The 12,772-nt window shown below is 71.5% G+C and carries 11 protein-coding genes and 1 pseudogene; 6 read left to right on the top strand and 6 right to left on the bottom strand.

Annotated features, from left to right (window positions below; translation table 11 throughout):
* Nucleotides 1-411: 411 nt before the first annotated feature.
* A pseudogene (cysS, locus tag VI078_01595) lies at nucleotides 412-660 on the bottom strand (cysteine--tRNA ligase).
* Nucleotides 661-786: 126 nt separating this feature from the next.
* A complete protein-coding gene (locus VI078_01600) occupies nucleotides 787-1,197 on the bottom strand; it encodes a putative metal-binding motif-containing protein (protein ID HEY5997982.1) in 411 nt (136 codons plus the stop codon).
* Between the two features lie 278 nt (nucleotides 1,198-1,475).
* On the opposite strand from VI078_01600, the gene VI078_01605 reads away from it, so the two are divergent.
* Nucleotides 1,476-1,973 carry a transcription termination/antitermination NusG family protein gene (locus VI078_01605; protein ID HEY5997983.1) on the top strand — a complete coding sequence of 166 codons (498 nt, stop codon included), beginning with the start codon at nucleotides 1,476-1,478 and terminating at the stop codon, nucleotides 1,971-1,973.
* 4 nt (nucleotides 1,974-1,977) lie between these two features.
* Complete coding sequence (locus VI078_01610) at nucleotides 1,978-2,853, top strand: decaprenyl-phosphate phosphoribosyltransferase (GenBank protein ID HEY5997984.1); 876 nt, start codon at nucleotides 1,978-1,980, stop codon at nucleotides 2,851-2,853.
* Between the two features lie 171 nt (nucleotides 2,854-3,024).
* Here the strand turns inward: VI078_01610 and murJ are convergent, their stop codons facing one another.
* A complete protein-coding gene (gene murJ, locus VI078_01615; GenBank protein HEY5997985.1) occupies nucleotides 3,025-4,593 on the bottom strand; it encodes a murein biosynthesis integral membrane protein MurJ in 1,569 nt (522 codons plus the stop codon).
* A gap of 89 nt (nucleotides 4,594-4,682) precedes the next feature.
* Between murJ and VI078_01620 the strand changes: the two genes are divergently transcribed.
* A complete protein-coding gene (locus VI078_01620) occupies nucleotides 4,683-6,773 on the top strand; it encodes a fused MFS/spermidine synthase (protein HEY5997986.1) in 2,091 nt (696 codons plus the stop codon).
* Between the two features lie 409 nt (nucleotides 6,774-7,182).
* Here VI078_01620 and VI078_01625 read toward each other — a convergent pair whose 3' ends face one another.
* The 3 genes from VI078_01625 to VI078_01635 are packed head-to-tail and all read right to left on the bottom strand — an operon-like array spanning nucleotide 7,183 to nucleotide 9,071.
* On the bottom strand, nucleotides 7,183-7,521 hold the full coding sequence (locus tag VI078_01625) for a phosphomannose isomerase type II C-terminal cupin domain (GenBank protein HEY5997987.1): 339 nt from the start codon (nucleotides 7,519-7,521) through the stop codon (nucleotides 7,183-7,185).
* Nucleotides 7,522-7,568: 47 nt separating this feature from the next.
* Complete coding sequence (locus VI078_01630; protein ID HEY5997988.1) at nucleotides 7,569-8,855, bottom strand: glycosyltransferase family 39 protein; 1,287 nt, start codon at nucleotides 8,853-8,855, stop codon at nucleotides 7,569-7,571.
* Nucleotides 8,856-9,071 carry a hypothetical protein gene (locus tag VI078_01635; protein ID HEY5997989.1) on the bottom strand — a complete coding sequence of 72 codons (216 nt, stop codon included), beginning with the start codon at nucleotides 9,069-9,071 and terminating at the stop codon, nucleotides 8,856-8,858.
* 168 nt (nucleotides 9,072-9,239) lie between these two features.
* On the opposite strand from VI078_01635, the gene VI078_01640 reads away from it, so the two are divergent.
* From VI078_01640 to VI078_01650, 3 genes are all read left to right on the top strand, one after another.
* A complete protein-coding gene (locus VI078_01640; GenBank protein HEY5997990.1) occupies nucleotides 9,240-9,536 on the top strand; it encodes a metal-sensitive transcriptional regulator in 297 nt (98 codons plus the stop codon).
* Between the two features lie 173 nt (nucleotides 9,537-9,709).
* Nucleotides 9,710-11,986 carry a heavy metal translocating P-type ATPase gene (locus VI078_01645; GenBank protein ID HEY5997991.1) on the top strand — a complete coding sequence of 759 codons (2,277 nt, stop codon included), beginning with the start codon at nucleotides 9,710-9,712 and terminating at the stop codon, nucleotides 11,984-11,986.
* Between the two features lie 77 nt (nucleotides 11,987-12,063).
* Nucleotides 12,064-12,772 (top strand): THUMP domain-containing protein (locus VI078_01650; protein HEY5997992.1); only part of this gene is annotated, 709 nt, incomplete at its 3' end.

The raw sequence follows: 12,772 nt of genomic DNA on the forward strand, positions 1-12,772 counted from the left end.
ATGGGATCTTGGATGCCTTTATAAAAGAAGAGCTTGGCGAGCCGGGCTCTTGGATATCATGGGGAGATGCTGGGATTCTTAATAGTATACAAAATGGGCTTGCTTCAGCCACTGGTGAAAAGTATATCTCTGGCTTTGAACCTGCAGACCAAGCATGGAACAATTATTTTACAGCTTTTTTTGTACAAGGTCCATCTAATGCAACGTTTAAATTGTGGGGAGCAGCGGAGGGACTTGGCACATCGTACGGAAGACTTCTTGCTGCGGAACATGGTCAATCCAAGAGTCTAAGAGAAATAACTTTTCTTTACATAGGCGACAAATACCGCGGACTTCTTCGAGATCGAAAAGACCCAGCAACATTAAATATATATGATCGTGACAAAAACCCAATTGCATGGCGATCCCCATGCCCCGCTCGGCGGCGCGCTTGATGATCTTGTCGTCGATGTCGGTGAAGTTGCGGACGTACTTGACCTGGTAGCCGGCGAAGGCGAGGTAGCGGCGCACGACGTCGAAGGCCAGCGCGCCGCGGGCGTGCCCGAGGTGCGAGAGGTCGTAGACGGTCACCCCGCAGGCGTACATGCCGACGCGCGGCGGGGCGAGCGGGACGAACTCCTCCTTGCGGCCGGTGAGCGTGTTGAAGATGCGCAGCGCCATTGTCGGGTCGGCATCATAGGGCAGCCGGCGTTGTTGTCAACCGAAGCGCCGGTCCCGCGACCTCCGGGCGGCGCGGGCGGGGTGGCCGGGCGCGGGCCCGGCCTTTCCCGGAATCCGTCTGAGCGCTTACCGCTTGCCGCAGCCCTTGCCCTTGAGCTTGTCCGCGCCGCTGCAGTCCTGGTCGATGCCGTCGCAGGGGATCTCGCGGGCGCCGGGATTGATGTTGAAGTTGTGGTCGTCGCAGTCATAGAGCTGGGCGCAGCCGGGCTCGGCGAAATAGCCGTCCTTGTCGGCGTCGGTGCAGGTGGGGGCCGGGGGCGGAGGCGTCGCACAGGCGGTCGCCGTGGGGCAGAAGGTGCAGGCGCCATTGGCGAGGTAGGCCGCCTTGTTCGCGGTCTCGTGGCAGAAGCTGCAGTCGTACGCCGTACCGCAGGTCTTGTTCACGTCGTCCAGGTACTGGCTCCGGGCAGAGGCCGAGGAAGAGAACAGGGAGACCACGGCCAGCGCGGCCACGAGGAACAGCATCGTCTTCTTCATTTCTTCAAGCTCTCCTTGCGTTTCATGTGCGTTTCGTCGATCGCGTGAGCCGGCATCGCCATCTCGCCTCCTCTCCCCGGCAGGCATCTCTGAAGCCGTCCGCGCCCGATCCGGCTCCATGCGCTCCGCGCGCCAGGGAATCCTAGGCAATGCGCTCCGCAATACTTCGTGACTTGAATCACCCGCTGCGCGCGGCCCGAGCGCCGCGGAGAGATCGTGCGCCGGCGTCGCCGGACGCGGCGCTTGCCTTTGCCGCCGGCGCCGGTGACAATCACCCCATGCGCCGCTGGCACATCGTCCAGAGCAAGCCGCACCAGGCCGACCGGGTGGCGGCACAACTGCAGGAACTGCTCGCGCTCGAGGTCTACAACCCGAAGATCGAGGTGCGCGCGGTACGCGGCACGCGCAAGCTCGCCCAGGTGAAGCAGCTCTTCCCGAACTATCTCTTCGCCCGGCTCGACCTCCCGCGCGAGTGGAAGACCATCACCTTCACGCGCGGCGTGGCCCGCGTCCTCGGCGGCTGGGAGGACCCGCGGCCGGTCGACGACGTCGTGATCGAGGCCATCCGCGCCCAGGAGACGGGGCGCGACCGGCTGATCGCCTACTACCAGTTCCGGCCGCAGGAGGCCGTCGTCGTGCGCTCGGGGCCCCTCAAGGACCTCTACGGCATCTTCGACCGCTACGTCGACGAGGGCGGCCGCGTGCGCATCCTGCTCTCGCTCGTGGGCTATTCGGCGACGGTCGAGCTCGAGTCGGAGCAGATTGCGAAGGTCTGATGCCGTGTCCGTGATCGCGATCGTCCGCAGCGCCCGGCCCCAGCAGTGGGTGAAAAACGTCCTGGTGTTCGCGCCCCTGGTCTTCGCGCAGCAGGCGCGCGAGCCGCGGGCGCTCGGACTGGCGACTGCGGCCTTCGCACTCTTCTGTCTCGCCTCCGGCGCCGTCTACCTCGTCAACGATCTGCTCGACTGCGAGCAGGACCGCCAGCACCCGCGCAAGTGCCGGCGGCCGATCGCGGCGGGCGAACTGGCGCCGCGCGTCGCGGGCGCTGCGGCGGCCGTGCTCGGCGCACTCGCCCTGGCGGGCGCGGCACTCGTCGGGCCGGGGCTCGTCCTCGTGCTCGGCGCCTACCTGGCGATCAGCCTCGCCTACGCGCGGGCCCTCAAGCACGTGGTCATCGTCGACGTGATGACGCTCGCGTCGGGGTTCCTGCTCCGGGTGGTGGCCGGCGGCGTGGCGACCGGCGTGCCGCTCTCGATGTGGCTGCTGCTCTGCACCTCGCTGCTGGCGCTCTTCCTCGGCTTCGGCAAGCGCCGGCACGAACTGGTGCTGCTCGAGGCCGGCGCGGCGTCGCACCGGCCGATCCTCGCCGAGTACAGTCCCTACTACCTGGATCAGATGATCGCGGTGGTCACGACGTCGACGCTCGTCTGCTACGCGCTCTACACGATGGACCCGGCCGTGCACCAGAAGCTGCACACGTCGCGGCTGCCGCTGACCATCCCCTTCGTCCTCTACGGGATCTTCCGCTACCTCTACCTGGTGCACCAGAAGGAGTGGGGCGGCGACCCGACGCAGGCGGTCGTCGGCGACCGGCCGCTGCTGGTCAACATCCTGCTCTGGATCATCGCCATCGTCCTGATCCTCTACGCCCGTTAGGCACCGCCCGCTGGCGAGGGCCTTTTCCGCCCCAGCGGCGTCGCTCCTCGCCTCGCTTGTGCGGCGTACACCAGTACGCCTCCGCGCGGGCTTGTCGCTTCCTTGCCGGGACGAAAAAGTCCGCTCCCCACCGGGCAGTGCAGTCAGAGCACAAGCGGCACCGCTGAAGAATCAGGCCTTGCCGGTCTTGCGGCGGACGAGGGCGAGGACCGCCGTCAACTCCTCGCTGCCGAGCAGGCGGGCGGCGCCGAGATAGACGCCGACGGCGACCGCCGCCGCGCCCGCGAAGACGGCGGACTTCAGCGCCGTGTGCCCGCCGGCCGTCCAGAGATCACCGCGCAGCAGCGCCCACCCCGCGAGCCCCAGCGCCGCGGAGGCGGCGACCGTCCGCGCCAGCGAGCGGGCGATCCTCCCGGTCTCCAGCCTGCCGACGCGGCGGCGCAGCAGCGCGAAGAGCACCGCGAAGTTCGCCATCGACGCGCAGGCCGTCGCCAGCGCCAGGCCGGCGTGGCCGAGCGGCTTCATGAGCGCGAGGCTCAGCCCGAGGTTCACCGCGACCGCCGCCACGCCGACCCGCACCGGCGTGCGCGTGTCCTGCAGCGCGTAGAAGGTCGCGGTGACCACGCGCACGCCGACCATCGCCCAGACGCCGAGCGCGTAGCACAGCAGCGCCGCGGCCGTGCCGTCGGCGGCCGCCACATCGAAGCGCCCGCGCAGGAAGAGCAGGTTCACGATCGGCCCGCGCAGCGCGATGAGCCCGGCCATCGCCGGCACCGTGATGAAGAACAGCAGCCGCAGCGCGTACGAGAAGTCCTCGCGCAGCCGGTCGGTCTCGCCGCGCGCGGCGTGCTCCGAGAGCGCGGGCAGCACCGCCATGCCCATCGCCACCCCGAAGATGCCCACCGGGAATTGCACCAGCCGCATCGCGTAGTAGAGCTGCGTGATGCTCCCCTGCGGCAGGTACGAGGCGAGGATGTTGCTGACGAAGATGTTCACCTGCGCCACCGCCATCCCCATGGTCGCCGGCACCAGCAGCAGCCCCATGCGCCTCAGGCCCGGGTGCCCGAAGGCGCCCGACGGCGCCAGCGAGAAGCCGGCGCGCAGGAACGAGGGGAGCTGGAACGCCAGCTGCGCGAAGCCCCCGACCGCCACGCCGAGGGCGACCGCCGCCACCGGCGGGCTGACGCGACCGGCCAGCAGCGGGACCGACGCGATCCAGACCAGGTTGAGCACCGCCGGCGCCAGCGCCGGCACGAAGAAGATGCGGCGCGTGTTGAGCGCCCCCATCACGAGCGCGGCGAGGCTGACGAAGAGCAGGAAGGGGAACATGATCCTGGTCAGCAGCACGGTGGCGGCGAGCTTCGGCGGGTCGGCGAGGAAGCCCGGCGCGATCGCGGCGACGATCTGCGGCGCCAGCAGCATCCCGAGCGCGCAGACCCCCCCGACGAGCAGCAGCATCAGGGTCAGCGCGGCGCGCACGAGGCGCGTCGCCTCCGCCCGCCCCTCCCCCGACTCGACGCGGGTGAGCACGGGGACGAAGGCCGAGGACATCGAGCCTTCCGCGAAGAGCTCGCGCAGCAGGTTCGGGATGCGGAAGGCGACGAAGAAGGTGTCCGAGGTGCCCGCGGCCCCGAAGAAGCTCGCGAGGGTCATGTCCCGCACCAGGCCGAGGACCCGGCTGACGAGCGTCGCGGCCGACATCGCGCCGGCGGCCTTCGCGATGCGTCCCTGGCGCTCCATGGCGCGCGATTCTAGCACCAAGATCCGCGCGGACGCGCGGATGGCCGCCCCGATTGACTCGGCGCGGCGGGCACGGCAAGGTATGCGCCATGCCCGCGCACGCCGCCGCGATCTTCCTCTCCGCGTTCCTGCTCTTCCAGGTGCAGCCGCTCGCCGGCAAGGAACTGCTCCCCTGGTTCGGGGGCAGCGCCGAGGTCTGGTCGGCCTGCCTGCTCTTCTTCCAGGCGGTGCTCTTCGCCGGCTACCTCTACGCGCACCTGGCGGGAACACGCCTGGCACCGCGCGTCCAGGGAGTGCTCCACCTCGCGCTGCTGGCCGCCTCGCTGGCGTTCCTGCCGATCTCCGCCGGCGCGGCGTGGAAGCCGCCGGACCAGTCCTGGCCGGTGCCGCGCATCCTCGCCTTCCTCGCCGCCACGGTGGGACTCCCCTATTTCATGCTCTCCGCCAACGGACCGCTGCTCCAGCGCTGGTACACCCTGCGCTCGCCCGGCGCGCCCTGGCGCCTCTACGCGCTGAGCAACTTCGGCTCGCTGCTCGGCCTGCTCTCCTACCCCTTCCTCGTGGAGCCGGCGCTCCCGCTGGGCGCCCAGCGCGCGCTCTGGTCCGGCGGGTACGGGCTCTTCGTGGCCGCGGTCGGCTTCTGCGCGGTCGGGCTGGTGCGGGCCGCGCCGCCGCTGCCCGCGGCCCCGGCGGCAGAAACGGCGCGGACGGGCGACGTCGGCGCGCGGGACTCGGGCCCGGCCTGGACGGCGCTGGTGCTCGGCCTTGCGCTCACCGGGTCGCTGCTCATGGCGGCGACGACGCACTACCTCTGCCAGCACGTGGCGGTGATCCCGCTGCTGTGGATCCTGCCGCTGTCGATCTACCTGGCGAGCTTCATCGTCGTCTTCGCCGGCGATCGCTGGTATCGCCGCGGCCCGATGCTGGCGCTGCTCGCGGCGGCCACGGTCGCCGCCGCCGCGACGCTCTTCCTCGGCTTCGCCATCGGCCTGCTGGCGCGCATCGCCATCCTCCTGGCCCACCTCGCCATCGGGTGCCTCGTGCTCCACGGGGAGATGGCCCGCCTCAAGCCCGCGCCGCGGCGGCTTACCGGCTACTACCTGCTGCTCTCGGCCGGCGGCGCGCTCGGGACGGCCTTCGTCACGTTCATCGCCCCGGCGATCTTCAAGGGCTACTGGGAGTACCACGTCGCACTGGCGGCCTGCTGGGGCCTGGCGCTGGTCGCGGCGCTGCGCGACCGTCCCGCGGGCGCGGCGGCGCGGGGCAAGGCGGTGCTCGCGGGCGCCGCGTTGAGCCTGCTGGCGCTCGTCGGCGCGCTGCGCTGGCACACGCTGGTGGCGATGGCGCAGACGGTGCGCGCCGAGCGCAACTTCTACGGCGCCCTCCAGGTGATCGAGCGCGACCCGGAGGACCCCGCGCGGCACCGCTTCGAGCTGACCAACGGCGGCATCCTCCACGGCGCGCAGTACACCGACCCGGCGCGGCGCCGGCAGCCGACCGTCTACTTCGGCGCCAGCAGCGGCCTGGCGGCCGGCCTGCGCGCCGCGCGCGACGCCGCCCGCGCCCGCGGGGGCGACGGATCGCTGCGCATCGGCTGCGTCGGCCTCGGCGTCGGCGTGATCGCCGCGCACACGCAGGCCGGCGACCTGTTGCGCTACTACGAGCTGAACCCGGCCGTCGAGGCGGTGGCCCGCGACACGTTCAGCTTCCTCGCCGACGCCCGCGGGAAGGTCGAGGTCGTGCTCGGGGACGCCCGGCTCTCGCTGGAACGCGAGCTGACCGCGGGCCCGCGCGGCTTCGACCTATTCATCGTCGACGCCTTCACCGGGGACGCGATCCCCGCGCACCTGCTGACCCGCGAGTGCGTGGCGCTCTACCGCGCCCACCTTGCCGCCGGCGGGCGCATCATGCTCCACGTCAGCAACCGCTACCTCGACCTGCGGCCGCTGATCGTCGGTGTCGCGCGCGACGCGGGGCTCGACGCGCTGATCACCGACAGCCGGCCGGCGGACGACGCGGAACTGCCGGCGACCTGGGCCGCGATCGCGCCGACGGGCGCCTTCTCGGCCGAGGAGCGCGCGATGGCGGTGCGCTCACGTCCCCCGTCATCGCTCGCGCCGGTGGTCTGGACGGACGAGTACTCCAACCTCGTGGGACTATTGGACCCAGACCGTCGATAAGGGCCCGCCTGCGGCGTCGGGCTTCGCCCTTCGTCACTGCGGCGGCCGCACAAGGCCGCCTCGTTCCTCAGGACTCGCCCTCCTTGCATCCGGACCCTTCTCGACGGTCTGGGCGGGTCAACAATTCCGTCTGAGCGGCCGGGGGTCCTCGGATTCGGCAGATCAGCGGGAGGCACCCGAAGGCGATCCGAGTGAATGGACCGCGGGCCTGATCCGCCGCGGTCAGATCTTTCGTCCTGGCAAGGAGACCCGCAGCGACCGCGAATCCAGCCGCTTGAGCACAGGCTGGAGGCAGCCGGAATCGAGCCGAGACAAGGAACGCGACGATGGGGGCTCTGAGGCGGGCTCGTGCCCGCCGCAGGAGAGCCCGAGGAGCGTGACGCAGTCGCAGGCCGATTGCGGCCGCCGACTACACGCGGCCGAAGTCGTCGGCGAGGCGCTCGATATCGTCCTCGCCGAAGTAATCCCCCCGCTGCACCTCGATGAAGACGACCGGCTCGGCGCCCGCGTTGCGGACCCGGTGCGCCGCCCCGCAGTGGATGTTCACCGAGTCGCCGGGGCGCAGCGCGACCTCCTGCCCGTCGACCGTGACGACCGCCTCGCCGGCGAGGAAGTGCCAGTGCTCGCTCCGGCGCTTGTGGCGCTGGAGCGAGAGGCGCATGCCGGGGTCGACGGTGATGCGCTTGACCTTGTGGTCCGCCGCGTCGGCGAGGACCTCGTAGTGCCCCCAGGGCCTGTGCTCCTTCATCGGCGTCAACCGTAGCACGCCGAAGCCGGCGCGGACAAGACGCCGCGTCAGTCCCCGCGGCCGGGCTGCTGGAGCTCCTCGAACAACAGCAGCTGCGCCCGCGCCTTGTCGTGCTCCCCGCGGGCCTCGTAGATGTCGGCCGCGACGACGAACTCCGACTGCCGGTAGATCCTGCCCGGCGACCGGTGCGGGGCCGTGCCGACGCACAGGATCCACCCCACGGGGATCAGCGCCAGCCCGGCGAGCCTCGGGGCGCGCGCGGAACGCAGCATCGAACCGACGTACCAGGCGGCCCACGGTATCCAGAAGACGCAGAGGATCTGCCGGTAGCGGGAGCTGGGCCCGACCAGCATGACCCCCGCGGCCACGCAGAGGAAGAGGACCAGGAACAGCGACCACGCCTCGTCGCGCCTCGCGAGGCTCAGGACGAGGCCCAGGACGCCGGGAACGATGATCAGCCAGTGGGGGACGCCCCAGCGGACCAGCGGCGACAGGAGCGCCATGTAGTAGAGGTTCACGTTGTCGGGCGACTCGTAGGGGTCCGCCAGCGCCAGCACCTTGCGCGCCATCTTAGCCGCCCACGCGCCGGACGCCCCTTCGTAGCTCGCCAGCGTCTCGATGACGACCGGAACCGCCGCGCCGCCCGAGCGCGCGAGGATCGGCCCCATCTCGCGGGGGATCACCAGGTCGGTGCCCGTGGCGCCCGGCGCGTTGTACTCGATGAAGGTCTCGGCGAACCGGGTCGACGTCGCATGCAGCGGCGCCCCCACGAGGAGGTTTCTCGCCACCAGGGGCGAGACGCACAGGACGAAGGCGGCGAACACGGGGATGACCGGCCGCACGTCGCGGCGGCGCCTCGCTGCGAGGCCGGCGGCGAGCGCCGTCACGAGCGTGAGCAGGTAGAACACCTCGTCGGCCAGGACGCCCAGGCCGAGCGCGAGACCGAGCAGGACGGAAAGCCGGCGGGAGGGGACGCCGTCGATGCTCCACGCCCGCCACCACCGGATGAGCAGGAGCGCGAACGTCGACAGGACGAGCCAGCTGGGCGCGTCGTGGAGCAGATGCCACGAGTACGCGTAGAAGGGGCCGTAGAGACCGCTGAGGACGAAGGCCGCAAGTCCGACGGTGCGGTCCTGCGAAACTTCCCCGGCGAGCGCGCCGATGCTCACGCACAGGAGGAAGCCGGCGATGAGGTGCAGGAAGTGCACGACCAGCATGTTCCCGGTGACGGCGAGCATAGCCGCCAGGACGTAGGGATAGAGCGGCGATTGCTGATAGACCGCGGGCGAGCCCCACCACTGGAGCCACACGTCGAACGGCGCGATCTGCCGCATTCACGCGGTGTAGGGGTGGAAGGGCCGCGGGTTGAGCAGGCCCTGTTCCCTGATCGACTCGGCCCACTTCAGATTGGCCTGCATGTCCGACTCATCGAACATCCGCGCGAACTCCGGGAGCGCGCTCTGGGCGCACGCCGCGAAGTGGAGCGCGTAGAGGCAGAAGACCAGGCCGTACGCCGCCCAGCGAAGTCGTGCAAAGGCACGATCGTCCATGGTGTCCCCCTCGGGATCGGCCGGCCTCCCCTCGAGACGATCGAGGAAGGTCGGTCTTCGAGCTACTGGATCTTCCCGCCGCCCGGTGCCGGCGTCAAGGGGTTCACGAAAGGAGCCCCGAAAGGGCGTGGCTTGACATACCATACGGGGGTATCCTATATTTGCGGCATGGAACTCAATGACGGTCCGGGCGCGGCGACGCGCGACGCCCTGCTCGCGCGGCTCAGCCGCATCGAGGGGCAGGTGCGGGGCGTGCGGCGCATGGTCGAGGAGGGACGCGCCTGCGCCGAAGTGCTCCCGCAGCTGCGCTCGGTCATCCAGGCGCTCTGCCGCGTCCAGGACCTGACCCTGCACCAGCACCTGCGCCGCTGCGTCCGCGAGAGCTTCGAGGGGGCGGCGGCCGAGGAGCGCGAGCGCAAGGCGGAGGAGATCTTCCTGCTGCTGAGCCGCTACCGGCAACCCTGAAGGAGGGACGATGGAGCAGTACTGGTGGGTCGTTCTGGTCGTCGTGTGGGCGGGATGGATTCTGCTGCGCGGCGGTGGCGGCGGCTGAGGCTGCTAGCGGATCGGCCCCGGTTCGGGGCCCGGACACCCGCGGGGACGGACCCGACGCCGCCCCCGCGGAGAAGAACACAACGATGAGCGACGAGGCACGGAAGCCGGCGCAGGAGAGCGTCACGATCGGCGTCGCGGGCATGCACTGCGCAGCCTGCGTCGCGGCGGTGGAGCGCGCCCTGAAGAAGGTCGACGGCGTCGCCGACGCGCGGGTGAACTTCGCCTCCGAGAAGGCGACCGTCGACTTCGATCCGCAGCTCGTGACGCCCAAGGCGCTCGAGCACGCGATCGCCGAGGCCGGCTACGAGCCGCGCGCCGAGGCGGCCGGCGGCGCGCTCCCCGACGCGGAGACGACGGACCGCGAGCGCGAGGAGCGCCGCCGCGAGATCGCGTCCCTGCGCCTGCGCTTCGCGGTCTCGCTCGGGCTGGCGCTGCCGCTGCTCTACCTCGCGATGGGCGGGCACGCGGGCCTGCCGCTGCCCGCGTGGTCGGGCGGCACCATGGCGCTGGTTCAGCTGCTGCTGACGACGCCGATCCTCGCCGTCAACCACGTCTTCTACAGCCGCGGCATCCTGGCGGTCGCGCGCACGGGCGCCGCGACGATGGACACGCTCGTCGCCCTCGGCACCGGCGCGGCGTGGCTCTACAGCCTCGCCGCCTCGGTGCTCGTCTGGACCGGACGCGACCCGCACGCCGCGCACCGCCTCTACTTCGAGACGGCGGGCGTCCTCGTCGCCTTCATCGTCCTCGGCAAGTGGCTCGAGGCGCTCGCGAAGGGCAAGACCTCCGAGGCCATCCGCGCGCTGATGGGGCTGGCGCCGCGCTCCGCCGTCGTCGTGCGCGATGGCGCGGAGGCGGAGGTCCCCATCGACCAGGTCCTGGTCGGCGACGTCGTGCTCGTGCGGCCCGGGCAGAAGGTGCCGGTGGACGGCACCGTGACGGAGGGGCACTCGAGCGTCGACGAGTCCATGCTCACGGGCGAGAGCATCCCGGTGGAGAAGGGCCCGGGCGACCGCGTCGCCGGCGCGACGGTCAACGGCACCGGCTCCTTCCGGTTCCGCGCCGAGCGCGTCGGCCGCGACACCGTGCTCGCGCAGATCGTGCGCCTCGTCGAGCAGGCGCAGGGCTCCAAGGCGCCGATCCAGGCGCTCGCCGACCGCGTCGCGGCGATCTTCGTGCCGGTGGTCGTCGCGATCGCCGTCGTCGCCGCCGGGGTCTGGCTGCTGGCCGGCGCGTCCTTCGCCGCCGCGCTCTCGATCTTCATCGCGGTCCTGGTCATCGCCTGCCCCTGCGCGCTCGGGCTGGCGACGCCGACCGCCGTCATGGTCGGCACGGGCCTCGGCGCGAAGAACGGCATCCTCATCAAGAGCGCCGAGGCGCTGCAGCGCGCGCAGGCCGTGACGACGGTGGTCTTCGACAAGACCGGCACGCTCACCCGCGGCGCGCCGGCGCTGACCGACGTCGTCGCCCTCGGCCGCGTCCCCGCGGACGAGCTGCTGCGGCTGACCGCCGCGGTCGAGAAGCTCTCGGAGCACCCTCTGGCGGAGGCCGTGGTGCGCGGCGCGACCTCGCGCGGTCTCGCGGTGCCGCCGGCCGCGCACTTCAAGTCGGTGACCGGCAAGGGCGTGCGCGCGATGGTCGAGGGCCGCGAGGTCGTCGTGGGCAACCGCGCGCTCATGGAGGAGCTGGGCTTCGCGCTCGACGGGGCCGGCGCGCGCGTCGGCACGCTGGAGGCCGAGGGCAAGACCGCCGTGCTCGTGGGCATCGCCGGCGAGCTGGCGGGGGCCGTCGCGGTGGCGGACACGCTCAAGGAGCACGCCGGCGCCGCGGTCGACGCGCTGCGGCGCATGGGCCGGCGCGTCGTCATGATGACGGGCGACAACCGCCTCGCGGGCGAGGCGATCGGCCGCCAGCTCGGCATCGACGCGGTGCTGGCGGAGGTGCGCCCCGGCGACAAGGCCGGCGAGGTGAGGAAGCTCCAGGAGGCGGGGGCGGTCGTCGCGATGGTCGGCGACGGGATCAACGACGCGCCGGCGCTCTCGCAGGCCGACGTGGGGATCGCCATCGGCACGGGGACCGACGTGGCGATCGAGTCCGGCGACATCGTGCTCGTGCGCGGGGACGTGCGCGACGTGGCCGTGGCCATCGACCTCTCGCGCGCGACGATGCGCACGATCAAGCGCAACCTCTTCTGGGCCTTCTTCTACAACAGCGTCGGCATCCCGGTCGCCGCGGGCGCGCTCTACCCGTTCTTCGGCTTCCTCCTCAACCCGATGATCGCCGGGGCGGCGATGGCCTTCTCCTCGGTCAGCGTCGTCACCAGCTCGCTGCTCCTGCGCAACGCCCGGATGCGCCGGTAGCGCGCCCGGGGCTCGCCGCTCACGCCCCCGATGGCCGGCCCGCCGGCGGCGGGGCGACCGGGGTAGAATCCCCTGCCATGACTACCGGCGGCCTCTCCCTGTTCGCGACCTGCCCCCGCGGCGTCGAGGGGCTGCTCGCGGCGGAGCTGGCAGGCCTCGGGGCGGCCGGCGTGAAGGAGACCGTCGCCGGCGTCGCCTTCGCCGGAACGCTGGAGACCGCATACCGCGCCTGTCTCTGGTCGCGGCTGGCCTCGCGCATCCTGCTGGCGATCGCGCCGGTGGCCGCCGCCGACGCCGCCGAGCTCTACGCCGCCGTGCGCGCGCTGCCCTGGGAGGAGCACCTCGCGCCCGACGGGACGCTCGCCGTGGACTTCTCCGGCGCCAACCCCGCGATCGCGCACACGGTCTTCGGCGCCCAGAAGGTCAAGGACGCGATCGTCGACCGCTTCCGCGAGCGCGCCGGGCGCCGCCCCTCCGTGGACCTGGCGCGCCCGGACCTGCGGGTCAACGTCCACCTCGGGGGAACCGCGGCGCGCGTGTCGCTCGACCTCTCCGGCGAGAGCCTCCACCGGCGCGGCTACCGCGCGGAGACCGTCGTCGCGCCGCTCAAGGAGAACCTCGCCGCGGCGGTCCTCGTCCGCGCCGGCTGGCTCGCCGTGGCGGCGGCGGGCGGGCCGCTGCTCGACCCGATGTGCGGCTCGGGGACGCTGCCGCTCGAGGCGGCGCTGCTCGCCGGCGACGTGGCGCCGGGGCTGCTGCGCGAGCGCTTCGGCTTCTCGCGCTGGC

The organism is bacterium, assembly GCA_036524115.1.
Classification (GTDB): domain Bacteria; phylum JAUVQV01; class JAUVQV01; order JAUVQV01; family DATDCY01; genus DATDCY01.